The sequence below is a fragment of the Allosphingosinicella sp. genome (genome assembly GCF_036402135.1).
In the GTDB taxonomy this organism is placed as follows: domain Bacteria; phylum Pseudomonadota; class Alphaproteobacteria; order Sphingomonadales; family Sphingomonadaceae; genus Allosphingosinicella.
The window spans coordinates 1-23,701 of sequence record NZ_DASWTN010000025.1; the positions used below are offsets into that span (position 1 = coordinate 1).

28 protein-coding genes are annotated in these 23,701 nt (G+C 65.0%); 11 read left to right on the forward strand and 17 right to left on the reverse strand.

Annotated elements, in window-relative coordinates; translation table 11 throughout:
* Positions 1 to 19: 19 nt before the first annotated feature.
* The 3 genes from VGD10_RS07100 to VGD10_RS07110 form a co-directional block, all read right to left on the reverse strand.
* On the reverse strand, positions 20 to 289 hold the full coding sequence (locus VGD10_RS07100; RefSeq protein ID WP_331040109.1) for a GlsB/YeaQ/YmgE family stress response membrane protein: 270 nt from the start codon (positions 287 to 289) through the stop codon (positions 20 to 22).
* Positions 290 to 487: 198 nt separating this feature from the next.
* Positions 488 to 787: a DUF1153 domain-containing protein gene (locus tag VGD10_RS07105; protein WP_331040110.1), complete on the reverse strand. Its 300-nt coding sequence runs from the start codon at positions 785 to 787 to the stop codon at positions 488 to 490.
* Positions 788 to 902: 115 nt separating this feature from the next.
* A complete protein-coding gene (locus tag VGD10_RS07110; protein WP_331040111.1) occupies positions 903 to 1,178 on the reverse strand; it encodes a hypothetical protein in 276 nt (91 codons plus the stop codon).
* 80 nt (positions 1,179 to 1,258) lie between these two features.
* Between VGD10_RS07110 and mnmA the strand changes: the two genes are divergently transcribed.
* The gene (gene mnmA / locus VGD10_RS07115) at positions 1,259 to 2,371 is read left to right on the forward strand and encodes a tRNA 2-thiouridine(34) synthase MnmA (RefSeq protein ID WP_331040112.1); all 1,113 of its coding nucleotides are present in this window, start codon (positions 1,259 to 1,261) and stop codon (positions 2,369 to 2,371) included.
* Here mnmA and VGD10_RS07120 read toward each other — a convergent pair.
* Genes VGD10_RS07120 through pdxH form a run of 4 tightly spaced genes read right to left on the reverse strand, consistent with a single transcriptional unit; the run spans position 2,359 to position 5,958 of the window.
* Positions 2,359 to 3,654: an APC family permease gene (locus tag VGD10_RS07120; protein ID WP_331040113.1), complete on the reverse strand. Its 1,296-nt coding sequence runs from the start codon at positions 3,652 to 3,654 to the stop codon at positions 2,359 to 2,361. The two genes, mnmA and VGD10_RS07120, sit on opposite strands and share 13 nt — an antisense overlap.
* Entirely contained in the window at positions 3,651 to 4,436 is a 786-nt protein-coding gene (locus tag VGD10_RS07125) for a PhzF family phenazine biosynthesis protein (RefSeq protein ID WP_331040114.1), read from the reverse strand. The genes VGD10_RS07120 and VGD10_RS07125 overlap by 4 nt, the downstream gene beginning before the upstream one ends.
* Positions 4,433 to 5,383 (reverse strand): cation diffusion facilitator family transporter, encoded by a 951-nt coding sequence (locus VGD10_RS07130; RefSeq protein WP_331040115.1) that lies wholly within the window; start codon positions 5,381 to 5,383, stop codon positions 4,433 to 4,435. The genes VGD10_RS07125 and VGD10_RS07130 overlap by 4 nt, the downstream gene beginning before the upstream one ends.
* On the reverse strand, positions 5,380 to 5,958 hold the full coding sequence (pdxH, locus tag VGD10_RS07135) for a pyridoxamine 5'-phosphate oxidase (RefSeq protein WP_331040116.1): 579 nt from the start codon (positions 5,956 to 5,958) through the stop codon (positions 5,380 to 5,382). Before pdxH ends, VGD10_RS07130 begins: the two co-directional genes overlap by 4 nt.
* Positions 5,959 to 6,093: 135 nt before the next feature.
* Here pdxH and VGD10_RS07140 point away from each other — a divergent pair, with 135 nt between their 5' ends.
* Genes VGD10_RS07140 through VGD10_RS07160 form a run of 5 tightly spaced genes read left to right on the forward strand, consistent with a single transcriptional unit; the run spans position 6,094 to position 10,131 of the window.
* Positions 6,094 to 7,065 carry a J domain-containing protein gene (locus VGD10_RS07140; protein ID WP_331040117.1) on the forward strand — a complete coding sequence of 324 codons (972 nt, stop codon included), beginning with the start codon at positions 6,094 to 6,096 and terminating at the stop codon, positions 7,063 to 7,065.
* Between the two features lie 6 nt (positions 7,066 to 7,071).
* Positions 7,072 to 8,040, forward strand: coding sequence for a YihY/virulence factor BrkB family protein (locus VGD10_RS07145; RefSeq protein ID WP_331040118.1), 969 nt, complete (start codon positions 7,072 to 7,074; stop codon positions 8,038 to 8,040).
* The gene (fabI, locus tag VGD10_RS07150; RefSeq protein ID WP_331040119.1) at positions 8,037 to 8,840 is read left to right on the forward strand and encodes an enoyl-ACP reductase FabI; all 804 of its coding nucleotides are present in this window, start codon (positions 8,037 to 8,039) and stop codon (positions 8,838 to 8,840) included. The genes VGD10_RS07145 and fabI overlap by 4 nt, the downstream gene beginning before the upstream one ends.
* 8 nt (positions 8,841 to 8,848) lie before the next feature.
* Positions 8,849 to 9,214: a hypothetical protein gene (locus VGD10_RS07155; protein ID WP_331040120.1), complete on the forward strand. Its 366-nt coding sequence runs from the start codon at positions 8,849 to 8,851 to the stop codon at positions 9,212 to 9,214.
* Positions 9,211 to 10,131 carry a chorismate synthase gene (locus VGD10_RS07160; protein WP_331040121.1) on the forward strand — a complete coding sequence of 307 codons (921 nt, stop codon included), beginning with the start codon at positions 9,211 to 9,213 and terminating at the stop codon, positions 10,129 to 10,131. Before VGD10_RS07155 ends, VGD10_RS07160 begins: the two co-directional genes overlap by 4 nt.
* Here VGD10_RS07160 and VGD10_RS07165 read toward each other — a convergent pair.
* The 7 genes from VGD10_RS07165 to VGD10_RS07190 form a co-directional block, all read right to left on the reverse strand.
* The gene (locus tag VGD10_RS07165; protein ID WP_331040122.1) at positions 10,128 to 10,877 is read right to left on the reverse strand and encodes a class I SAM-dependent methyltransferase; all 750 of its coding nucleotides are present in this window, start codon (positions 10,875 to 10,877) and stop codon (positions 10,128 to 10,130) included. The two genes, VGD10_RS07160 and VGD10_RS07165, sit on opposite strands and share 4 nt — an antisense overlap.
* A gap of 20 nt (positions 10,878 to 10,897) precedes the next feature.
* Positions 10,898 to 12,187 carry an adenylosuccinate synthase gene (locus tag VGD10_RS07170; RefSeq protein WP_331040123.1) on the reverse strand — a complete coding sequence of 430 codons (1,290 nt, stop codon included), beginning with the start codon at positions 12,185 to 12,187 and terminating at the stop codon, positions 10,898 to 10,900.
* A gap of 61 nt (positions 12,188 to 12,248) precedes the next feature.
* The gene (gene serA, locus VGD10_RS07175; RefSeq protein WP_331040124.1) at positions 12,249 to 13,826 is read right to left on the reverse strand and encodes a phosphoglycerate dehydrogenase; all 1,578 of its coding nucleotides are present in this window, start codon (positions 13,824 to 13,826) and stop codon (positions 12,249 to 12,251) included.
* Positions 13,827 to 13,835: 9 nt separating this feature from the next.
* Entirely contained in the window at positions 13,836 to 15,020 is a 1,185-nt protein-coding gene (locus tag VGD10_RS07180; protein WP_331040125.1) for a phosphoserine transaminase, read from the reverse strand.
* A 118-nt stretch (positions 15,021 to 15,138) separates the two neighbouring features.
* Entirely contained in the window at positions 15,139 to 15,495 is a 357-nt protein-coding gene (locus VGD10_RS13355; protein WP_414639508.1) for a GFA family protein, read from the reverse strand.
* Between the two features lie 86 nt (positions 15,496 to 15,581).
* Complete coding sequence (locus VGD10_RS07185; protein ID WP_331040126.1) at positions 15,582 to 15,899, reverse strand: PepSY domain-containing protein; 318 nt, start codon at positions 15,897 to 15,899, stop codon at positions 15,582 to 15,584.
* Between the two features lie 29 nt (positions 15,900 to 15,928).
* Entirely contained in the window at positions 15,929 to 16,537 is a 609-nt protein-coding gene (locus VGD10_RS07190; RefSeq protein WP_331040127.1) for a ferric reductase-like transmembrane domain-containing protein, read from the reverse strand.
* Positions 16,538 to 16,645: 108 nt separating this feature from the next.
* On the opposite strand from VGD10_RS07190, the gene VGD10_RS07195 reads away from it, so the two are divergent.
* Positions 16,646 to 17,524: an LOG family protein gene (locus VGD10_RS07195; RefSeq protein WP_331040128.1), complete on the forward strand. Its 879-nt coding sequence runs from the start codon at positions 16,646 to 16,648 to the stop codon at positions 17,522 to 17,524.
* Positions 17,525 to 17,555: 31 nt separating this feature from the next.
* Here the strand turns inward: VGD10_RS07195 and VGD10_RS07200 are convergent, their stop codons facing one another.
* The 3 genes from VGD10_RS07200 to mutY form a co-directional block, all read right to left on the reverse strand.
* Positions 17,556 to 18,272, reverse strand: coding sequence for a cytochrome c family protein (locus tag VGD10_RS07200; RefSeq protein WP_331040129.1), 717 nt, complete (start codon positions 18,270 to 18,272; stop codon positions 17,556 to 17,558).
* A gap of 65 nt (positions 18,273 to 18,337) precedes the next feature.
* The gene (gene nudC / locus VGD10_RS07205) at positions 18,338 to 19,234 is read right to left on the reverse strand and encodes an NAD(+) diphosphatase (protein ID WP_331040135.1); all 897 of its coding nucleotides are present in this window, start codon (positions 19,232 to 19,234) and stop codon (positions 18,338 to 18,340) included.
* Positions 19,231 to 20,262 carry an A/G-specific adenine glycosylase gene (mutY, locus tag VGD10_RS07210; protein ID WP_331040130.1) on the reverse strand — a complete coding sequence of 344 codons (1,032 nt, stop codon included), beginning with the start codon at positions 20,260 to 20,262 and terminating at the stop codon, positions 19,231 to 19,233. The genes nudC and mutY overlap by 4 nt, the downstream gene beginning before the upstream one ends.
* Positions 20,263 to 20,276: 14 nt before the next feature.
* On the opposite strand from mutY, the gene VGD10_RS07215 reads away from it, so the two are divergent.
* The 4 genes from VGD10_RS07215 to VGD10_RS07230 all read left to right on the forward strand — a co-directional run.
* The gene (locus VGD10_RS07215) at positions 20,277 to 20,864 is read left to right on the forward strand and encodes a DUF721 domain-containing protein (RefSeq protein ID WP_414639509.1); all 588 of its coding nucleotides are present in this window, start codon (positions 20,277 to 20,279) and stop codon (positions 20,862 to 20,864) included.
* Between the two features lie 3 nt (positions 20,865 to 20,867).
* Positions 20,868 to 21,614 carry a thioredoxin domain-containing protein gene (locus VGD10_RS07220; RefSeq protein WP_331040132.1) on the forward strand — a complete coding sequence of 249 codons (747 nt, stop codon included), beginning with the start codon at positions 20,868 to 20,870 and terminating at the stop codon, positions 21,612 to 21,614.
* On the forward strand, positions 21,614 to 22,315 hold the full coding sequence (locus VGD10_RS07225) for a thioredoxin domain-containing protein (RefSeq protein WP_331040133.1): 702 nt from the start codon (positions 21,614 to 21,616) through the stop codon (positions 22,313 to 22,315). The genes VGD10_RS07220 and VGD10_RS07225 overlap by 1 nt, the downstream gene beginning before the upstream one ends.
* A 24-nt stretch (positions 22,316 to 22,339) precedes the next feature.
* Positions 22,340 to 23,701: AAA family ATPase (locus tag VGD10_RS07230; RefSeq protein WP_331040134.1), on the forward strand; the 1,362-nt coding region annotated here is incomplete at its 3' end.

The following is a 23,701-nucleotide window of genomic DNA, read 5'->3' on the forward strand; positions in this document are numbered from 1 at the left end:
TGCCTTCAGGCGTCGCGACTTAGCGCGGACGGCCGCGGCGGAACATGTTCACGATCGCCAGCAAGATGATCGCGCCAAGCAGCGCGACGACGAGCGTCATGATGTCGAATTGTCCGTCAAGAAGGTTGCCGCCGCCGAGAAGCGGACCAAGCAGGAAACCGCCGAGCAATGACCCGATAATGCCGACAACTACGTTCAGCAGGATACCCTGCTGCGCATCGGTGCGCATGACGATGCTGGCGAGCCAACCGATGATGCCACCGATAATCAGTGCAATGATCAGATTCATATTTTCCCTCCTGTTCGAGGCCGGCGAACCGAAGCGGTTACGGCGGCGGATCGAAACCTAAGACGCGCGAATGGCACGCTTGTTCCTGTCGGAAGCCGCCACTCTCTTGGGGCAGTCACCCGGAGGACGACGGATCTTTAGCTTGTTTCTTCGCAGTATCGAAGGGAAAATACGAGAGGAGGCCGCTGCGCCTCTCCGTCAGAACTTCTGCTGGCGCTCGTATAGCGACTTATAGTGCTGGATACGCGTGACTCGGAGGCCGGCCATTCCGGAACGATCCACCGCCCGCTGCCAGGTGGCGAACTCCTCGAGGGTCAGACCGTAGCGCTCGCAGGCTTCATCGACGCTCAGAAGACCACCGTTCACGGCCGCTACGACTTCCGCCTTGCGGCGCACGACCCAACGGGTCGTCGAGCGAGGCGGCAACGAGTCAATAGTCAGCGGCTCGCCGAGTGGTCCGATTACCTGTGCCGGCTTGATCTTTTGATTCTCAATCATTCTGGGCCTTCTTGAAACTGATCAACTCGGCTTCCCCGTCGCCTTGCTCCCGGCTTTAGGCCGGAGGTCGTTGAAGAGTGCTGAAATGCGATGGTAAACGCGCCGGTCATCTTGGTTACCGCGACTCCGTTCCGCGGGCGAAAGCGGGATTGAAGCAGCCGCCCTGCGCCACCACCGCGTCCTGCCAGCATTGGCTGCCCAGCAATATCTCCGCTAGCGGCTCGCTGGGCGCGGAGGCTTCGGCTAGGGCGGCGCAGCGGGAGCCGGCACGCGCCGTCGCGGTCGAAAGCTGAAGCGCCTGCAGCGTCGCGACAAAGATCGGGTAATCGATGCTGGCAGTGGCCCGGGCCGCCGCCTGTATCTCCCCCCGCCTGAAAAGACTCATGTCCATCAGGCCGAGTCGATAGCGGCTAAGGTTAAAGACCCGGTAAACAGGTGCGAAAAGGGGAAAATCCCTATATGAGGCGCGCCATGCAAGCCGATTTTCAGCTGAAAAAGCCCCTTTCGGAGGCAAGGATCGTCGTCGCCATGTCGGGCGGCGTCGACAGCTCGGTCGTGGCCGCGCTCGCCGCGCGGAGCGGCGCGGAAGTGATCGGCGTAACGCTTCAGCTCTACGATTACGGCGCAACCGTGCAGCGGACTGGAAGCTGCTGCGCTGGCCAGGACATTTACGACGCCCGCACGGTCGCCGATCGCCTCGGCATCGCCCATTACGTGTTCGACTATGAAAGCCGCTTCCGCGACAGCGTGATCGATCGCTTCGCCGACGAATATATGAAGGGGCGGACGCCCATCCCCTGCATCAGCTGCAATCAGGGGGTGAAATTTACTGATCTGCTCAGCCTCGCGCGGGATCTCGGCGCCGATTGCCTCGCCACCGGCCATTATGTGCGGCGCGTGGTGGGGCCGAACGGGCCGGAGCTGCATCGGGCTGCAGACCCGGCGCGGGACCAGAGCTATTTCCTTTTCGCCACCACCCCCGAACAACTCGATTTCCTGCGCTTTCCGCTGGGCGACATGCCGAAGTCGGCGGTGCGCGAGATCGCCAAGGAACTGGCGCTCGCAGTTGCAGACAAGCCCGACAGTCAGGACATCTGCTTCGTTCCGAACGGCGACTATGCCTCCGTCGTGAAGAAGGTGCGCCCGGCGGCCGCGCAGCCGGGCGAGATCGTGGACTTATCCGGCCGGGTGCTGGGCCGCCACAAAGGCCTTATCCATTTCACCGTCGGTCAGCGCCGTGGACTCGAAATCGGGGGGCAGCCCGAACCGCTCTACGTGGTGCGGCTGGAGCCTCAGAGCCGGCGGGTCGTCGTCGGGCCCAAGGCGGCTCTAGCCGTCGAGGCGGCGCATCTTGGCGGCATCAACTGGCTGGGCGAGGCGCAGCGGGAGGGCCTCACCGCCAAGGTTCGGTCGATGGCCAAGCCAGCGCTCGTCCGTTTCGACGGACGCAGCATTCGTTTCGCCCAGCCAGAATATGGCGTAGCGCCCGGGCAGGCGGCCGTCATTTACGATGGCGACCGCGTGCTTGGCGGCGGCTGGATCGAAGAGACGGTGCCGGCGGAGAAGGCGCTTCAGGCCGCCTGAGCGCGCCGCCGCCTCGCAAGGGCGTAGAGAAGAAGACCGACGCCGGTTAGCACCAGCAGCATCCTCCACGCGGGCCATTCGGACTGCAGGGCAGCCCAAATGCAGACGATGAGCCCTGCTCCGGCCCATAAGTGAGCGAATAGGTGAGCGGCTCTGCCCTGCTCGCGCCGCAACGACGGCAGGCGGGAAATGGTGATGCCGTAGACGAATAGCCGCGAGAGGGTGCTCACCACGGCGAGCCAGACGAAGCTGCCGCTGATCGCGAGCAGTGCGCCCACCGCACCGATGAAGATGATCGAGTTAGCGGGGGTCTGATAGCTTTCGTTCACCCGCGAGAACCAGCGAGGCAGCATTCCATCACGCGCGAGGGCGAAGGTGACGCGTGACGTGGACGTGGTGGTGGCGAAGAGGTTGCCGCCGATCGAGAACAGGGCCGCGGCCGTGAGCAATAGTGCCCCGACGGGGCCGGCGACGACCGAGCCGAACGTAACCAGCGGCGCATCGCCTCCGGCACCCGGTGTCATGACGCCGACATAAGCGAGCTGAACGATAAAGTAGAGCGTCACGGTCGCGAGCAGGGTCAGGACGATACCGCGCGGGATAGTGCGCTGCGGATTAGCGGTCTCGCCGGCGGGAACGACCGAATTCTCGAAGCCGACGAAGGCGTAGAGAGTGAGCAGGGCCGCGACTTCGACTTCCGACAGCGGCGGCAGCGATGAGGGGAAGCTGACGGACCCGACGGAGAGGATGATGCCCCAGAGAGCCATGAAGATGAGGGGCGTAGCCTTCAGCAATGTAAGGGCATCCAGTGTGCGGATCGCCCGCTTCACGCCGACGATGTTGATGAATGCCAGCAAGGCGCAGAGCGCAGCAATGCCGATGGCCCTGCCTATGCCCTCCCCTACTGCAGGCCAGAGGCTCGCGGCATAGGTCATGAAGACGTTGGCATTGGCTGCGAGCGCCGTCACGCGGGCAACGTAGTAGAGCCACCCTGCCTGGAAGGAGACGATCGGTCCGTAAGGGGCGGCGTAGAGAACCGGACCTCCAGAGGTTGGGTAATGGGCGGCGACCTTCCCGAACGGCACCGCAATCAGCAGGATGAGTCCACCAAACAGGGGGAAGAGCCACGGACTGAAGGTGCCGAATTGGGCGTAAAGCGTTTCAGGCAGAGCGAATATGCCGGCGCCGACCACCCCATTGAAGGCCAGGAAAGCGGAGCCCCAGAAGCCGATGTCGCGCCGCAATCCCTCATCGTTCGCGGCCTGGTTTTCCTGATTGGTCAAAAGCGGAGCCTCCCCTCGACAGTCGTGACGCATTTGCCGCCGAGGATGACGCGGTCTTCCTCCAAGCGGCAATCGAGATAGCCGCCGCGCCGGCTTGCCTGCCAGGCGGTGAAGCGGTCGCGGCCCAGCCGCTCGGCCCAATAAGGAACCATCACCGCATGGGCGGAGCCGGTGACAGGGTCTTCGTCTATCCCCGCACCCGGCGCGAAGACGCGGCTCACGATATCGGTGCGCGTACCAGGGGCGGACACGATGGTCAGCACGTCGCCGTCAGCGGCTAATGCTCCGAAGTCCGGTTTCAGGTTCAGCACCTCCTCCTCCCGCTCAACTATGATGAGGCCGTATCTCTGTTCGTGCCAAAGCGTCTCGACCGGCGTGACGCCGAGCGCCTCGACGATGTTCGGCAGCAGCTTCGGCTCCGGCTTCCAGGCCGGCAGGCTCATCGCATAGCCATCGCCATCGCGCCTCACCTCCAGCATTCCGGCGCGGCGCGTGCGGAAGCGGATGCGTTCGCGCTCCTCCATAAGAACATGGCCGCTTGCAAACGTGGCGTGGCCGCAGAGGACGACCTCGGTCGTAGGCGTGAACCAGCGGAGTTCGTAATCCGCCTCCCCGTCTTGCGTAGGGATGGTAAAGGCGGTTTCGCTGAGGTTGTTCTCCATGGCGATCGCCTGCAGCGTCTCGTCCGGCAGCCACTCTTCGAGCGGCATCACTGCGGCGGGATTTCCGGTGAATGGACGGTCGGCAAACGCGTCCACCTGAACGAGGCGTAGCTCGGTCATGCTCTTGCAACTCCTTGGGTTTCATCGGCTTCGCGGAGGATGTCGCCGGGATGATCGACCTGGCCTTCGGGATCAACGTGGATCAGGATCTCGCAGCCGGGGAATTCATGTTCGAGTTTATGCTCCACTTCGTCCATCACACGATGTGCTTCGGCGACGGTCATGTCGGGATCGACCCAGACGTGGAACTGGACGAAGTCGCGGCTGCCGCTGCTGCGGGTGCGGAGGTCGTGAATGCCTTTAAGCTCCGGATGGCGCGCGGCGACGGCGAGGAAGCGCTGCCTTTTCTCGTCAGGCCATTCGCGGTCCATCAGCTGGTCGATGGCGCGGCTCGACGCCCGCCACGCTCCGAAGGCCAGCCACAGCGCGATGCCGACGCCGAACACGGGATCGGCGCCGGTAAGACCCAGATACTGATCCAGTACAAGAGCCGCGATCACCGACAGATTGAGCAGCAGATCCGTCTGATAATGAACGTGATCCGCTTCGATTGCGACGGAGCCCGTGCGGGCGATCACGCGCCGCTGATAGTAAAGCAGGCCGAAGGTCGTGAAGATCGCGACGATCGAAACGCCGATGCCATATTCGGCATGCGCGGTCGCCTCTCCGTTCATCAGCCGGTCCACGGCGCGCCAGCCGATGGCCGCCGCTGAAACCGCGATGATCCCGACTTGAAACAGCGCCGCAAGCGCCTCCGCCTTGCCATGCCCGAAGCGATGGTCGGTGTCGGCGGGGGTGGCGGCGAGCCGCACACCGTAAAGCGTTACGAGCGACGCAAGCACGTCGAGGCTCGTGTCGGCAAGCGACCCCAGCATCGCCACCGAGCCCGTCGTCCAGGAAGCATAAGCCTTCAGCAGCAACAGGAATAGCGCGACCGACACGCTTGCAATGGCGGCGCGCGCCGTCAGGGAGCCGTGGGCGTGATGATCGTGATGGTGCACGCTCACGGGTAGAGCAGCCCCTCGCTCCAACCGTCGCCGTTGAGGGTGAAGACACGGCGCTCGTGCAGCCGGTGCGCGCGGTCGTTCCAAAACTCGATGTGGCGCGGCACGACGCGAAAGCCCGACCAGCGCGGCGGGCGCGGCACGTCCTGCCCGTCGAACCTTTGCACCATCTCCTGGAAGCGAGCCTCGAACAGCTCCCGCGCCTCCAGCGGCCTCGACTGGTCGGACGCCCAGGCGCCGAGCTGGCTGTCGCGCGAGCGGGTGGCGAAATAGGCGTCGGCCTCCTCCGCAGCCACAGGTTCGACCGCTCCTTCGATGCGGATCTGCCGCCTCAGCGACTTCCAATGGAAGAGGAGAGCGGCATTGGGATTGGCGGCCAGTTCGCCGCCCTTTCGGCTGTCGAGGTTGGTGTAGAAGACGAACCCGCGCTCATCGTGCCCTTTGAGGAGCACCATGCGCGCCGATGGCCGCCCCTCCGCATTCGTGGTGGCCAATGCCATGGCATTGTAGTCGTTGAGCTCGGAGAGCCGCGCCTCCGCGAACCATTCTTCGAACAGCTTGTGCGGATCGGTCGCCATGGCGGCTCTCTTGCCCCGGCAAGCGGCCGGGCACAAGCGGACGGCTTGCAGGTGCCCCAAGAGAAACCCATCTGCAACGGCGTTGCCGCGCGGCAACAGTGGACTTTTCGGAGTGGGTGGAGAACGAAGGCGCCGATGGCGGATCTTTATTCACAACTGGGCGTCGCACGCGGCGCGAGCGAAGCGGACATCAAGAAGGCCTATCGCAAGCTCGCCAAGGAACTGCATCCCGATCGCAACAAGGACAATCCGGCCGCGTCCGACCGCTTTTCGAAGGTGACGCGCGCCTACGACATCCTCGCCGACAAGGATAAGCGGGCGCAATATGATCGCGGCGAGATCGACGAAGAAGGCAATCCGCGCATGCCGTTCGGCTTCGGCCGCGGTGGTCCGGGGGCGGGAGGCGGCTACAGCCGATCTTCGCGGCCGGAGGATTTTGGCGTCGGCGGCATGGGCGGCGAGCAGGTCGACCTGTCGGATCTGTTCGACACGATCCTCGGCGGCAGCCGCCGCAGCGGAGGTGGCGGTGGAGGCTTTGGCGGGTTCGGCGGCTTCGGGCGTCAGTCTGCTCCGCCTCAGCAAAAGGGCGCGGACGTCGCTTATCGCCTGCCGGTGGCGTTTGAAGATGCTGCAGCACTGAAGGAGCAGCGCGTCACGCTTTCCAGCGGCAAGACCATCTCGATCAAGCTTCCGAAGGGCGTTGAGGAAGGCACCAAGATCCGGCTGGCTGGTCAGGGCCAGCCCGGCCCCGCGGGCAATGGCGACGCGATCATCACCATCGCTATCCAGCCGCACCGCTTCTTCACGCGCGAGGGCGACAATATCCGCCTCGATCTGCCGGTCCGGCTCGACGAGGCCGTCGAAGGCGGCAAGGTGAAGGTGCCGACGGTGGACGGGGCGGTGATGCTGAGCATTCCGCCGGGCTCGAGCTCAGGCAAAGTGCTTCGCCTGAAGGGCAAGGGCTTTCATGCCAAGAACGGCACGCGGGGCGACCAGCTCGTGACTTTGATGGTGGAAGTACCGACGGACGATGCAGAGCTGAAGCGCTTTGTTGAGGGGTGGAGCGGCAGGGGCAAAGGAAACCCCAGGGCGTCGCTCGGCGTCTAACTGCCCGTGCAGAACATTTCCCCCGAATCCCCCGAAGCCCGGCGCAAGCGTTTTGCCAAAGCGCGGGCGAAGTTCGGGAAGTCGGTCGAGCGGGTCAGGCCGGGCACCTACCCTTTCGAGGTGCTGAAGCGTGTGGCGGTGGGCGTCTATACCGACGGCTTCATTCATGCCGGTAATCTCGCGTACCTCGCGCTCCTCACCATCTTCCCGTTCGTGATCGTGGCCGCCGCTGTGGCGCGGATGCTGGGGCAGCAGTCAGCTGACGGGATGGACGCCGTGGTGGGCCTCCTCCAGACGATGCCGCCCGATGTAGCGGAGCTTCTAGCACAGCCGATCAGCGACGTGCTTGAGGCGCGGTCGGGCGGCCTGCTCTGGCTGGGCGCGATCGTCGGGCTCTGGACCACCGGAAGCTTCATCGAAACGATCCGCGACATCATCAGGCGGGCCTACGGCGTCACCTACAGCCGCCCTTTTTGGGAATATCGGCTCGGGTCGCTCGGCATGATCATCGCCTCGGTCATTCTCGCGCTGGTTTCCTTCAGCGTTTCCGTGCTGCTGAGCGGCGTTCAGGAATTCATCATGGGCGTGCTGCCGGGCGGCGACGATCTCGTCAGCCTGTTCACCCTGTTCCGGGTAATCCCCGGCCTCGTCCTGTTCGGATCGCTCTATCTGCTCTTTTTCACGCTGACGCCGAAGCGCTACCGGAAGCGCGGCTGCAGGAAATGGCCGGGACCCGCCTTCGTCACTGTCTGGTGGCTGGGGACGACTGCGCTCCTTCCCCTCACTCTGTCGACGCTCGGCGGGTACGACCTCACCTATGGCAGTCTTGCGGGCGTCATGATCGCGCTCATCTTCTTCTTCATCATCGGCCTTGGCGTCGTGATCGGAGCGGAGCTCAACGCCGCACTAGCGGAAACGCCGGAAGAGGCACTAAAGGAGGGGGAAGAGGCATTCTATAACAGGGAAAGCGTATGAGTGGCTTGATGGCGGGCAAGCGAGGGCTGATCATGGGCCTCGCCAACGACAAGTCCCTTGCGTGGGGAATATCGAAAGCGCTGGCGGCTCAGGGGGCGGAGCTCGCTTTCAGCTACCAGGGCGAGGCGCTGAAGAAGCGGGTCGAACCGCTTGCGGCGGAGATCGGATCGGACTTCCTGATCGAATGCGACGTTTCCGACATGGCGGCGCTCGACAGGACGTTCGAGGATGTCCGGAAGAGGTGGGACACGATCGACTTCATCGTCCACGCCATCGGCTTTTCCGACAAGAACGAGCTTCGGGGCAAATTCGTGGACACGAGCCTCGACAATTTCCTTCTGACGATGAACATCTCCGCCTACAGCTTCGTCGCGGTGACGCGGAAGGCGCGGGAGATGATGCCGAATGGCGGCAGTGTGCTGACGTTGAGCTATTACGGCGCGGAGAAGGTCATTCCGCACTATAATGTGATGGGCGTCGCCAAGGCGGCGCTCGAGACCAGCGTCAAATATCTTGCGATGGACCTGGGGCCGGAGAATATCCGGGTGAACGCCATCTCCGCAGGGCCGATCAAGACGCTCGCCGCCAGCGGAATCGGCGACTTCCGCTACATCCTTAAGTGGAATGAGTATAACAGCCCGCTCCGCCGCAACGTCACGATCGAGGACGTCGGCGGGGCCGCACTCTATCTTCTGTCGGACCTCGCCAGCGGCGTCACCGGCGAAATCCATCATGTCGATGCCGGCTACAACGTCGTCGGCATGAAGGCCGAAGACGCGCCCGATATCGCGACGACCTGAGCTGGCCTGTGCCCCAGCTCAGTATTGAATATAGCGGCAACATGCGGGGTGCTTTCGACCCTCGCGCACTCGCGCTCACAATTCATGGAGAGATGGCGCCGATCATCAAAACGGAGATCGGAAGCTGCAAGACGCGGCTGACAGAGCTCAAGGATTTCGTGATCGGCGAGGGCGCTGACGAGGAGGCGATGGTGCATATCGATCTGCGCATTCTGTCCGGCAGATCAGAGGCGCAGAAGAAGCAAGCCGGCGAAGCGGCCCTCGCGGCGGCCATGCGAATGATTGACAAGCCTGCGGGCCTCAATCTTCAGCTCACGGTAGAAGTCCGTGAGCTGGATCGGGACAATTATCACAAGCGGGTTCTCGCCCCTTGAGCGTTAACAGCTTTGGGCGGCTGTTCCGCTTCACCACTTGGGGGGAGAGCCACGGACCCGCCATCGGCGTGGTGATCGACGGCTGTCCGCCGGGTTTGGCGCTGAGCGAAACGGACATTCAGCTTTGGCTCGACAAGAGGCGTCCGGGCCTGTCGCGGCATACCAGCCCGCGTGCCGAGCCGGACCAGGTGCGTATCCTCTCCGGCGCCTATGAAGGCCGCACCACCGGCACGCCGATCAACCTGATGATCGAAAATGTGGATGCGCGGCCAAAGGATTATACCGATCAGCCGCACAGGGCCGGCCATGCCGATGCCGCCTATGAGGCCAAATACGGCTTTCGAGATCCGCGCGGCGGAGGCCGCGCCTCGGCGCGGGAGACGGCGGCGCGCGTCGCGGCCGGCGCAGTGGCGCGGCTGGTCATTCCCAAGGTGGCGATCGAGGCACGGCCGGTCGAGATCGGTGGATCCGCTGAGGAAGCCGAGTGGGAGCGGCTGCTGGACGAGGCGCGGGAGGCGGGAAGCTCCGTCGGTGCGGTGATCGAATGCGTCGTCACCGGGGTTCCGGCCGGTTGGGGCGCGCCCGTCTATGCCAAGCTCGATGCGGAGCTTGCTGCTGCCTGCATGTCGATCAATGCGGTAAAGGGCGTGGAGATTGGCGCCGGTTTCGGCGCGGCCCGGCTGCGGGGCGAAGACAATGCCGACCCGGCCATGGCGGGCGGCATCACCGGCGGCATCGCGACCGGCGAGCCGATCGTCATCCGCGCTGCCTTCAAGCCCACATCATCTGTCGCAGCCTTGGGCGTGAAGGGCCGCCACGACCCGTGCGTTGGTCTCCGCGGCGCGCCGGTGGTCGAAGCGATGGTGGCGCTGGTGCTGGCGGACCAGAAATTGCTCCACCGCGCACAGTGCGGCTAGCGGAGCCGCTTTCCGATCAAAGTGCCCTTGGTGCCGCCCTTCCAGAGACGGAAGCTGAAGTTAGGCCAAGCCCGTTTCCAACGTGAGGCGACGATCCGCTCGCCGGGCCGCGCGGCGTCGTCGAGCATGAGGGTGCCGCCGACCGCGATATGATCGAACAAGGACGCCGCCGCGCCGCGCGTGAAGGGATGGATCGTCCAGGGCGGTCCGTCGATCAGCATCAGATCGATGCCCTGCGGCAATGAGCCGTGATCGTACCAGAGACCCGGCCAACCGCCTGGAGAGGGCCGCAGCGGCACGGCGCGCAGATCGGCCGAGAGGCCGTAGTCAGCGAGCCAGTTCCGCGTCGCATCGACGAAGTCGGCGTGCTGCTCGAAGCTTAGAAGTGTCCCGCCGCCGATCATTTGGAGGGCGCGAGCGAGGACGAGGGTAGAAGCGCCAGTTCCGAATTCAACCACCAGCTTCGGCTTTTCCGAGAGCACATGCTCCACCACCAGCGAGAGCAGGCCGGTGTCGGCCTTCCAGCTGCCGAGATTGGGCAGCGCGTCGAGCGGCAGGTCGAGGCGGCGCAGCAAATTCTGCTTGGCTTCGAGGCTGCCGCCGTGGAGGCTTCGAAGCAGCCAGGGCGCCTGAAGCGGGGCGAAGAGAGCGGTGACGAGGCGGTCACGGAGCGGCCTTGCGTCGATACCGACGACCGGTGTTTCGCCAATCCTGGGAAGCAGGCCGGTGGTTTCACGCGACGTCATCGGCTGTCCTCGGTCCTATATCAGTCGGCAAACGGATCGCGCACGAGGATCGTATCCTCCCGCTCCGGACTCGTGGAAACCAAAGCAACGGGACATTGAATCAGTTCCTCGATGCGCCTGATGTACTTGATGGCCCGAGCGGGAAGCTGCGCCCAGCTGCGCGCGCCGGCGGTCGATTGCGGCCAGCCTTCGATCGTCTCGTAGACCGGCTCCACTGCCATCTGGTCTGCCGCGTGGGCGGGGAAATGGTCGAGCGTCTGGCCGTTGAGGCGATAGCCGGTGCAGATCTTGATCTCGTCGAGACCGTCCAGCACGTCCAACTTGGTAAGCGCAATGCCGGTGACGCCGGAGACGGCGCAGGACTGTCGCACCAATACCGCGTCGAACCAGCCGCAGCGGCGCTTCCGGCCAGTGACGGTGCCGAATTCGTGGCCGCGCTCGCCGAGACGTTGGCCGATCTCGTCCTCGAGCTCGGTTGGGAAAGGACCAGAGCCGACGCGGGTGGTGTAGGCCTTGACGATGCCGAGGACGAAGCCGGCTGCGGAGGGGCCGAGGCCGGAGCCCCCCGCGGCGGTGCCGGCGATCGTGTTGGAGGAGGTGACGAACGGATAGGTGCCGTGATCGACGTCAAGCAGCACGCCCTGCGCGCCCTCGAACAGGATGCGCTTGCCGCGCGCGCGAGCTTGGTTGAGCGTCAGCCAGACGGGACGAGCGAAGGGGAGCACGAAACCGGCAATCTCGCGCAGGTCCTCTTTCAGCCTTTCTTTATCGACCGGCGGCTTGCCGAAGCCGGCGAGGAGCGCGTCATGATGAGCGCAGAGGCGGTCGAGCTGCGGCCCGAGATCGTCGATATGGGCAAGGTCGCAGACGCGGATCGCACGGCGGCCGACCTTGTCCTCATAGGCAGGGCCGATGCCGCGGCGGGTGGTGCCGATCTTCCCCTGCCCGCTTGCGTCTTCGCGGAGCGCGTCGAGATCGCGATGAATGGGGAGGATGAGCGGGCAATTGTCGGCGATCTGGAGATTGTCCGGCGTGATCTTGACGCCCTGCGCGGACAGCTTCTCGACCTCGGCCTTGAACGCCCAAGGGTCGAGCACGACGCCGTTGCCGATGACGGAGAGCGTACCGCGGACGATGCCGGACGGAAGCAGCGAGAGCTTGTAGACCTGCTCGCCGACCACAAGCGTGTGGCCCGCATTATGGCCGCCCTGGAAGCGGGCGACGACATCGGCGCGGCTGGAAAGCCAGTCGACGATCTTGCCCTTGCCTTCATCGCCCCATTGGCCGCCGATGACGGTTACGTTCGCCAAACTATCAAGTCCCTCTAGTGCCGCGCAGCCTCTAGGGGCTGGGGTCGCCCACGTCCAGCGATCAGAAGCGGAGCGGTTTCGCCACCCTGACGCCCGGAATGTTGCGGATCGCGGCGATGACGTTGGGCGCGATCGGATCGTCCACCGACACCAGGGCCACCGCCTCGCCCACGCCCGGCCTGCGGCCGAGGTTGAAGGTGCCGATATTGACGTTCGCCTCGCCCAAAGTCGTCCCGAGGCGGCCGATGAAGCCGGGCTGGTCGTCGTTGACGATGTAGATCATCTCGCCCTGAAGCTCGGCTTCGACCTTGATGTCGAAGATATCGACGAGGCGCGGGGCGGCGTCGCCGAACAGAGTGCCGGCAACGCATTTCGAGCCTTCAGGCGTGGTCGCGGTGACGCGGACGAGGGTGTGGTAATCGCCTTCCCGGTCGTGCCGTATTTCGCGGACATCGAGGCCGCGCTCCTTCGCGAGGAAGGGGGCATTCACCATGTTCACCGTGTCCGAATAGACCTGCATTAGGCCTGCGAGGACGGCCCCTGTGATCGGCTTCTGATTGAGCTGGGCGGCCGCGCCTTCGACCTCGATCGAGACACCCGTGATGCTCTTGCCTTCGAGTTGGCCGACGAGTGAGCCGAGCTTCTGCGCAAGCTCCATATAGGGCTTCAGCTTCGGCGCTTCCTCGGCCGAAAGCGACGGCATGTTGAGCGCGTTCGTGACACCCCCGGAGATCAGGAAGTCCGACATCTGCTCGGCCACCTGGATGGCGACATTGACCTGCGCCTCCGTGGTGGAAGCGCCGAGATGCGGCGTCGCGACGAAACCGGGGGTGCCGAACAGGGGGCTCTGCTTGGCGGGCTCCTCCTGAAAGACGTCGAGTGCGGCGCCCGCGACGTGGCTGCTCTCGAGCGCCTCCTTCAGCGCCGCCTCATCGATCAGGCCGCCGCGCGCGCAGTTGATAATGCGTACGCCCGGCTTGGTCTTCGCCAGGTTTTCGCGGCTGAGGATGTTCCGCGTCTGATCGGTAAGCGGCGTGTGGAGCGTGATGAAGTCGGCGCGGGCGAGAAGCTCGTCCAGCTCAACCTTCTCGATCCCGAGGTCGAGCGCGCGCTCGGGCGTCAGGAATGGATCGAAAGCAATGACTTTCATGCGAAGGCCGAGCGCCCGTTCCGCAACGATCGAGCCGATATTGCCGGCGCCGATAAGGCCGAGGACCTTGTTCGTCAGCTCGACGCCCATGAAACGGTTTTTTTCCCACTTGCCCGCCTGCGTTGACGCATCGGCGGCGGGAAGCTCGCGGGCCAGCGCGAACATGAGCGCGATGGCATGTTCGGCGGTGGTGATCGAATTGCCGAACGGCGTATTCATCACGACGACGCCTTTGGCGGACGCAGCGGGAATATCGACATTGTCGACGCCGATGCCGGCGCGGCCCACCACCTTAAGATTGCTGGCTGCGTCCAGCACCTCCTTCGTCACCTTTGTGGCGGAGCGGATGGCGAGGCCGTCATAGCCGCCAATGATGGCGATCAGCTCGTCCTTGGAGAGGCCGGTCTTCTCGTCCACCTCGACGCCCTTCGCACTAAAAATCTCCGCAGCTTTCGGATCCATCTGATCCGAGATGAGCACTTTAGGCATGGGAATTCCTTAGTTTGAACGGGCTTCGCGGAAGGCCCAGTCGAGCCAAGGGAAGAGCGCCTCCAGATCCTCGGTCTCGACCGTCGCGCCGCACCAGAGGCGAAGGCCGGGCGGCGCGTCGCGATAGGCGCCGATGTCGAAGGCGGCGCCTTCGGCTTCGAGCAAGGTTTCGATGCGCTTCGACAGAGCGCGCTCCCCCTCCTCGTCGAGGCCCAGGCCGGCGAATTTGAGGCAGACGCTGGTGTTGCTGCGGGTGGCGGGGCCGGCGGCAAGATGCTCGATCCAGGGCGTCCGCTGAACCCATGCGTCGACCGCCGCGGCATTGGAGTCGCAGCGGGCGATCAGCGCGGATAGACCACCGAGGCCCTGCGCCCATTCGAGCGCGAAGATATAATCCTCCACCGCCAGCATGGACGGCGTGTTGATCGTCTCGCCCCTGAAGATACCTTCGATGAGCTTGCCGCCCTTCGTCATCCGGAAGATTTTCGGGAGCGGCCGGTCCGGCACATAGCTTTCAAGCCGTTCGACCGCGCGCGGCCCGAGGATCAGCATGCCGTGGCCGCCTTCCCCGCCCAGCACCTTCTGCCAGCTATAGGTCACGACATCGAGCTTCTCCCACGGAAGCTCCATGGCGAAGCAGGCGGAGGTCGCGTCGGCGAAGGTGAGCCCTTCCCGCCGATCGCTGATCCAGTCACCATTTGGCACGCGGACACCGCTGGTCGTGCCGTTCCAGGTGAAGACCACGTCGCTTCTTTGATCGACAGCGGAGAGATCCGGGAGTTCCCCGTACGAAGCCTTCACGACCGCTGCGTCGAGCTTCAGCTGCTTCACGACGTCCGTGACCCAACCTTCGCCGAAGCTTTCCCACGCCAGCATCGTCACCGGACGGGCGCCGAGCATCGACCACATCGCCATTTCAACCGCGCCCGTGTCGGAGCCGGGGACGATGGCGATCCGGTGCGTGTCCGGCACCTCCAGAACGGCTCTCGTCAGATCGATCGCATAGTGAAGCCGGGCCTTGCCGAGCTTCGACCGGTGCGAGCGGCCGAGCGAGCCCAGGGCAAGATGTTCGGGACCCCAGCCCGGCGGTTTCGCGGAGGGCCCGGACGAAAAATAGGGGCGGTGCGGCTTCGTCTCCGGCCTTTCGCCGGGAGCGGACGCAATCGCGGCGTCGGGAGCATCACTTGCAGTCATTCAAACTCTCCTCGCAGAGAGCACGCGCCGCGTTGGGACGGCGTGGCCCGGGGGAGGGCTTAGAGCCAGAGCCAGACGTGTCAAGGCGCGGCCGCAGCGCGTCGTCAGCTTTACCCCATCAACTGAGGGACCATCCGGGACGTCTATGAACATAGATCGCCTTTCCGGGTTTCAAATCATCTTGGTTCAGCACGGAGCCCGCTGCGTATTCAACATCGTCCCGTCCGTCCTCCCTTAAAAAGAGAATGCTTCCACAGACGGAACAATGCTGACGCACTGCATGATCCGAAGAGCGCCAAGTCACCAGTTCACCTGAAATCTTCAGCCGTTTCTTGTCGACCAAGCCCCAGGCGATCCCAGCTCCACCCGACTGACGGCGGCAGGTCTCGCAATAGCAAAGCGCAACGCTAGCAGAGCCGGTGCCGTCATAGCGCACGGCACCGCAAGCACATTGGCCTTCGATATGGCTAGTCATCACAGGAGCCTCCCGTCAGCGCCAAACGGCGCTGAGCTGTAAAGGCTCCCGCAGGCACGGCTCGCAGGCGGAAGCGTGCCAGCCGGTCAATGCTTGTGGCCGGCGGGGGCCTTGTAGAGGATCTTGCCGCGGCGGGAGACGAGAAGCTTTTCGAAGGTCGCCGGGTTGAAATAGGCTTCGACCTTGTTGCCCTGAGGATCGGTGCCGTAGACTTCGTAGCAGCCGCCATCGACCTTTGACTTGGTGACTTTCCAGCCCTGCTTGGTCAATGCGGCCCTGAGCGCGTCCTGGCTCTTCCAGCTCTTCTGCGGCACGCTGCAGGTCATCTTGCCGGTGGCCGAAGCGGGTGCGGCGAGGCCAAGTGCCGCGACGGCGGCGAGGGCTGCGGGAATGAGATATTTCATGAGACTTGAGTCCTCCGATGTGCGGGTGGTCAGATAGGTTGGGAACGATGGCCGCGCCATGAACGGTCGCGGGCGAGGTGGATGAGGCGGTAGAATTCGAGCGCGGCGAGCGGCGCGGCGTGGAGCAGTGCCTCGGCCATGCCGTCATGGATGAGGACCCAGTGGAGGATCATCAGGACGGCCGCGGGATAAGCGAGCCTTTGGAGGCGCTTCCAACCCTTCTTCAGCGCGCGCATCGAGGCATCGTTGCTGGTGAGGGCTAGCGGCAGAAAGAGGAGGAGCGCGCCCCAGCCGGTCCAGATGCCGGGCGCGCCGATTTCCGCAAGGATATTGTCCAGCGTCTCCATATCGAGGGCGTAGAAGAGGAGGTGGAGCAAAGCATAGGCGAAACCGGTAACGCCAAAAGCGCGGCGACGGCGGATCAGCCAGGCGATCCAGCGCTGGCCCCGGAACAGCATTGAGAGCGGCGTCAGCATTAGCGCGAAGATGATTAGGCGCGCCGACATCTCGCCGGGAGGCGGCACGAGATCCATGGGGATGGTGCCGGTCCAGAAGCGGTAAAGATAGAGGAAGCCGGGCACCGCCAGCAGCGTCCACAGAAAGGGCTTGCCGTTCCAGATGCGCAGTACAGCTTCCATGGCTCATGACTAACATCTTGCGAACGATTATCAATAGCGACAACAAAGAAGAAGCTGCCGGTAAATTAGGCATGGGCGAGGAGCCTCGTAGCGGTTAAAGGCGGCGCAATGACCGATCCGCATCCCCCGAAGAACATCTTCCGCCACGCCCGCGAAGAAGCCAAAGTCGCCAATCAGCCAACCTCCTCCCCCCAGACCGAGGATCAGGCCTATCGGCTTGCCTTTCAGGACATGGATTTCCTCCTGCGGGAGGATCTGCGGCCGGTGCGCTTCCAGCTCGAGCTTATGAAGCCCGAGGTGCTGATGAACGAGGCGAATATCGCGTCGACCTTCGTCTTCTACGGATCGGCCCGTATCCCGGAGCCGGAGAAAGCCGAGGCGCTGATTGCGGCGGCGGCGACCGACAGCCAGCGGAAGATCGCCGAGCGCCTGAAGGCCAAGGCCAAATATTATGACGAGGCGCGGAGACTCGCCCGCATGGCCAGTCGGGTGCAGCCGGACCCCGACGGACGTCGGCAATTCGTCGTCTGCTCAGGCGGCGGACCGTCTATCATGGAAGCCGCCAACAGGGGCGCCTGCGACGAAGGGCAGGAATCGATCGGCCTCAACATCGTGCTTCCGCACGAGCAGCTGCCGAACGCCTATGTGACGCCGCATTTGAGCTTCCAGTTTCATTATTTCTCGCTCCGGAAGATGCACTTCCTGATCCGCGCGCGGGCGGTGGCGATCTTCCCCGGCGGCTTCGGCACGTTCGACGAAGGTTTCGAGCTTCTGACGCTGATCCAGACGCGCAAGATCAAGCCGGTGCCGATCGTCTTCTTCGGCCGCGAATTCTGGGAGCGGGTGGTAAACTTCGAAGCGTTGGTCGAGGAAGGCGTGATTTCCGCCGACGACCTCAAGCTCTTCCGCTTCGTCGAAACCGCGGAAGAAGCCTGGGACTATGTCTGCGAGCATTACGAGCCGGGGTCGGCCCTCGCTGCAAAGTAGGAGGAGGCGAGCCGCCTTGGCGGCCTAAGCCTTACTCGCTCTTGCTCTTGCCCTTGGCCTGACCTTCGCGGCCAGCGACAGTGGTCGCCGCTTCGCCGCCGACCCGGCCTTCCGGCTGCTGGGCGGCTTGGGCTTCGTTCAGCACCGGCTCGTCCTCGGCCTTGCCGGGGACCTGCTGGTCGGCGCCTTCGGCAGCCGCCTGGGCCGGATCCGCAGCAGCGGCGGGCGCCGGCGGAAGGGGCAGGTTGCTGCCCTGACTGTTCAGGTAGACGAGGATGTTCGCACGATCCTCAGGCTTCGAAAGGCCAGCAAAGGTCATCTTCGTGCCGTCGGCGAACTTTTTCGGCGACTTCAGCCACTCGCTCATCGCGTCCCAGGTCCAGGTGCCGCCCTTGCCCTTCAGCGCCTCGGAGAAGGCGAAGCCCGGAGCGCCGGCGATAGCGCGGCCCATCACGCCATGAAGGTTCGGGCCGAGGCCGTTCGCCCCGCCGGCATTGATCGTGTGGCAGGCTGCGCACTTCTTGAATACCTGCTCGCCCTGCTGCGCGTTTGCGGCCTGGAGATAAGCAGCGATCGGCTGCTCGGCAGCGCCGCCGCCCTCGCCTTCGACCTCTACGCCCTCGATCGGATAGCCCATCGTCTCCGGCCGCTCCGAATGAAACACCTCGCCGGTCACGATCGATGCGCCGAGCGCCACGATGCCCGCTGCCAGCGCCCAGCCCGCAATGGTGTTGAACCGGTCGTTCATTCGCTTGGAACCTCCAGGAGACGCGGGGACGTGTCCCGCGCGGAAAGATGAATTTGCGAGCCCCTTTAAGCGGGCGCGCCGCCTGCCGCAAGCCGGTCAGACGCATCCAGCCAGTGTCGCAGCAACGTATGAGCAATGGCGTAAGGCGGCGGCGCCTGAAAGGGTGCATCGGGGTCTCCGGCGAGCGCCGCACGTACCGCATCGCTATCTGCCCAGATCGCATCCTCAAGTTCGGTGAGGTCCAGCGTCACTGCATCGGTTTCGGCATCGGCGATGCAGGCGATCATTAAGGAGCCGGGAAAGGGCCAGGGCTGGCTCGCCACATAACGGACGTTTTGGACAGGAAGCCGCGCCTCCTCCATGAACTCACGGGCCACCGCCTCCTCGATCGACTCTCCCGGTTCGAGGAAACCGGCGAGGGCGGAATAACGGCCGGGCGGATATTGAGGCTGGCGGCCGAGGAGGACGCGGCCGTCATGTTCGGCGAGCATGATGACCACCGGATCGACCCGCGGATAATGTTCGGCGTTGCAGGCGCCGCACTTCCGGCCCCAGCCGGCGCGGAAGACGGCCGTCGCTGAGCCGCAATTGGCGCAGAAAGCATGGCGGTTGTGCCATTCGATGAGGCCTCGGGCCGTGCCCCAGATGGCGGCGTCTTCGGCACGCATACGGCTAAGGATCTGGAACACACCCCAAGCACGCTGGCCAGTCTCCACCTTCGGCAGCGGCGCGAAGAGCGGCGACCCTTCGCGAAGGCCGAGGAAGATGAGCTCCTGCGCCTCCGGCTCCGGAGCGCTCCATGCGAGGCGGCCGTCATCGCCCAGAACAGGGTCGTGGCCGGAAAGGGTGAGGAGGCGCGCCTCGCCGCCTTTGAGGAGGTCGGCAATCGCCGCGGGATCGAGCCTCAGATGATCGGCGCGGTCTATCGGAGAGCCGGTGAAGCCCGGCCGGTGCAAGGTCATGCGGGCTTTTGCCACGCCGCGCCCCGCTCCGCCAGCTTGGCGAAAACGGTCGGTAGCCCCGCTTCCTGAAGCCGCTCTACCGGCCACCAAGTGCCTTCCGCCTGCCGCGCCTCGGCGTTGGCGCAGAGGAGGCGGATGGTGAGGGCGAAATGGGTGAAGACATGTTCGACCGCGCCGGCTTCGTCCCACGCGGCCGGGGCGGGAGCGCCGTCGCCGGGCTGCGCCGCCGCTTCCCAAGGGCCCGTGGGGAGGGCCAGCATACCACCGAGCAGGCCTTTTTGCGGGCGACGGACGAGAAGGACATGATCCTCATGCTGGAGCCAGTAGGCGATGCCCTCTTTGCGCGGCCTCGGGCGCTTTGCCGCCTTCAACGGATAGCGGGTGGGCTCGCCCTCGGCCCGAGCTGCGCAGAAGGCGGCGACGGGACAAAGGAGGCATTTGGGATCGCGCGGCGTGCAGATGGCGGAGCCGAGGTCCATCATCGCCTGCGCGAAGTCGCCGCTGTTTGTGTCCGGGGTAATGCTGCCGGTGAGAGCGTAGATTTGCTCGCGAGCGCCCGGCAGCGGCTGTTTAACGGCGAACAGTCGCGACACCACCCGCTCGACATTTGCATCGACGACGACCGCACGCCTGCCGAACGCGATGGCGGCGATGGCGGCGGCGGTATAGCGGCCGATGCCGGGGAGCTTCAGCAGCGCCGCTTCAGTGTCGGGAAACACGCCTCCAGCCGCGGCTACGGCGCGGGCGCAGGCGATGAGGTTCCGGGCGCGGGCGTAATAGCCGAGGCCGGCCCAGGCGGCCATCACCTCCGCTTCATCGGCCGCGGCGAGCGCCTCTACCGTCGGCCAGCGCCGGGTGAACTTGTCGAAATAGGGTTTGACCGCCGCAACCGTGGTCTGTTGCAGCATGATTTCGGACAGCCACACGCGGTAAGGGTCCGTCTGCTGCCCCGGCTCGGCCCGCCATGGAAGCGACCGCTTATCCACAACATACCAGCCCAAAAGGGCATTTGCCGCATCGACTGCCATAGGCCGCCTATGCCATGCTCCGCCCGATGGCGAAATCGGGTGGGCCGACGGAAAAGAAGAAATCCGCCAAGGCAGCGGAGGAGCCGCAGCGCGCCCGCCGCGCCCGGCAGGTTTCGGACATGCTGCCCGATGTGGGCCGCGCCGCCTTTCGCCGTTTCGGCTTCGTTCAATCGTCGATCGTCAGCCGATGGAAGGAGATTGTCGGCGACCGCTATGCGAGCGTCTCCGCCCCGGAATCGATCCGTTTCCCGCACGGCAAGCGCTCCGAAGGCGTGCTGACCCTGGTCGTCGAAGGTGCGCACGCGCCGATGATGCAGCATGTCGCGCCGGTAATCGTCGAGCGGGTGAACCGCTTCTTCGGCTATACGGCGGTGGAGCGCGTCACCTTCAAGCAAGGCATCGTTAAGGTTGCCAAGGCGAAAGCGCGGGTGGCGCCGCCGTCGCTACGCCCGATCCCGGCTGAGCTTGGCGATTCCCTCCGGCCCATTGCCGATCCGGAGCTTCGCGCCGTGCTGGAATCGCTTGCGCGCGGGGTCGCCGCAAGCGAAGGGCAGCAGCCGGAGGTGACGACGATCCCCGTCGTCGGCAAATTGGTGAGGTAAGAGATGAAGGCATTTATCGGCGCCGCATCCGTTTCCATGGCGCTTGTTCTTGCAGGCTGCGGCGGCAGCGAGGGCGGCAACAACAGCAGCGCGACTGCTGCCGACAACACGCCGCTGAAGCAGGTCGAGGCGCCGAATGGCGACTGGACTTTGATGGTCGAACAGACCCAGGACGGCGGCTTCCGCATGGGCAACCCCAATGCGCCTGTGAAGCTGATCGAATATGCCTCGCTCACCTGCCCCGCCTGCGCGCAATTTTCCGCGACCGGATCGGAGCCGCTCAAGAACAAATATGTGAAGAGCGGCCAGGTCAGCTGGGAATTCCGTAACCTCGTCCGGGATCCTGCCGATCTTGCCGCGGTGATGCTGACGCGCTGCCAGGGCCCGCAGCCCTTCTTCCGCCTGACCGAACAGCTCTTCGCCAATCAGCAGACCTGGCTCGGCGGCTTCAGCCAGGTGCCCGAAGCCGAGATGCAGCGCATTCAGACGATGCCGCGCGAGCAGCAGGTGGGCGCGATCGCGCGGGCCGCTGGCCTCGATCAATTCTTCCGCCAGCGCGGTATGCCCGAGGCGCGCATTAACTCCTGCCTTGCCGATCAGCAGGGACTTCAGTCGACCGTAGCGCTCAACGAAGTCGCCACGCGCGACAATGTGCAGGGCACGCCGACCTTCCTCATCAACGGCGAATTCATCCAGAGCTCGGCCGATTGGAACGCGCTTGAGGCAGAGCTGAGGGAAGCGATCGGCTGATGCGGATGAAACTGTTCTTTGCGGCGGTTGCGGTGACGCTGGCGGGGCCGGCGGCGCAGCTGGTTGCTGCGCCCGCCAAGAAGGCTGCGGCTGCGAAGGACTGGGCGCAAACGGTCGTGGCCACGCCCGAAGGCGGCTTTCGCATGGGGAACCCCGCCGCCAAGGCAAAGGTGGTCGAATATGCTTCGCTCACCTGCCCGCATTGCGCGGACTTCGCCAAGAGCGGCGGCCCCGCGCTGAAGCAGCTGGTGAAGTCCGGCAAGGTCAGCTTCGAATATCGCAGCATGCCATTGAACGGGATCGACGTGACCGCCACACTGGTTGCCCGTTGCGGGGGCGCGGGCAAGTTCTTCCCGCTCGCCGACAAATTGTTCGCGACGCAGAAAGATTGGGTCGGCAAGATCAGCGGCCTGCCGCAGACGGAAAAGGACAGGCTGTCCGCGCTTCCAATGGGCGAGCGGCTTGGCAAGCTCGCCGATGTGGGCGGCATCACCCAGCTTGCGGCGCAGCTTGGCGTCGCGCCGGCCAAGGCCAAGCAATGCCTCGCCGATCCGGCAGGGCTCGATAACCTCGGCAAGATGCATGAAGCCGCGTCCGCATTGGGAGTGACCGGAACGCCGACCTTCTTCATCAACGGACTGAGGGTTCACGCCCATGATTGGGCGGAACTGGAACCGCTCATCCAAAGCGCCGCCGGATAGGGCGATGGGCTTGGGGGGGCTTCGTTGCGGATAAAGCGTCTCAAGCTTTCGGGCTTCAAAAGCTTCGTCGAGCCCGCCGAACTCCGCATCGAGCCGGGCCTGACCGGCGTCGTCGGCCCCAACGGCTGCGGCAAATCCAACGTCCTCGAGGCGATCCGCTGGGTGATGGGGGAATCCAGCCCGAAGTCGATGCGCGGTTCGGGCATGGACGACGTGATCTTCGCCGGCACCGCCACCCGCCCCGCGCGCGATTTCGCCGAAGTGTCGCTGCTGGTCGAGCGGCGGGCGGACGAGGTGCTGGGCGATATCGGCGTGGCCAATGACGGCGACGTCGAAATCACCCGCCGGATCGAGCGGGGCGCAGGCTCCGCCTACCGCGTCAACGGGCGGGACGTTCGGGCGAAGGACGTGGCCTTGCTGTTCGCGGATGCGGCGACCGGCGCCCACTCCCCTGCCCTCGTCAGCCAGAACAGGATCGGCGCGATCATCGCGGCAAAGCCCGCTGAGCGGCGGCAGATGCTGGAGGAAGCGGCCGGCATTTCCGGGCTTCACGTGCGGCGGAAGGACGCCGAGCAGAAGCTTCGCGCCGCCGAGGCCAATCTAACGCGGCTCGACGAGCTGCTCGGCGACATGGAGCAGCGGGCGACGGCGCTGAAGCGGCAGGCGCGCGCCGCCGAACGCTACCGCAAGCTGTCCGACCAGATCAAAACCGCCGAGGCGCGGCTGATCTTCGCCCGCTGGCGCGAGGCCGCGGCGGCGGCCGATGCCGCGAAGAAGGAAGCCGAGACGGCAATCGCTTTGGTGGAAAGAGCCGCGGAGGCGCAGCGCGGAGCGGCAGCCTATCAGGCGCAGGCGGTGCAGACGCTCGGCGACAAGAGATCGGCTGCGCAGGCGGCGCGCGAAAAGGCGCAGGCGCTGGGGCATAAGCTCGCTGCATTGCGTGCGGAGCGGGACGGGGTCGCCCGTCGCATTTCGGAGCTTACCGCCCGGCAAACGGCGCTTGCCGCTGATCGGGCGCGCGAGGCGGCGCTCGGCGAGGATGCGAAAGCGGCGCTGGCACGCCTGGAGCAGGAAGCGAGGGACATCGCCGCGCGGATCGCCGCCGCCGAAGCTGGGCGCGGCACGATCGATATCCGCACCGTCGAGCTTGAGGATGCCGCGCGCGACGCCGATGCGGCGCTCGGCAAGGCGCGGGCCGAACAGGCTGGCGAGCAGGCGGAAGCCAGGGTGGCGCAGGCGGCGCTCGAGAGCGCGCGCACCAAGCTTGCTAGGGCCGAGGCGGAGGTGCGGCGCCTTCAGGAGCAGATGGCGGAGCTTGGCGACGAAGCGCCTCTGGTCGAAGCACGCCGCGCCGCAAGGACGAAGCGCGAGCAGGCGGAGGAGACG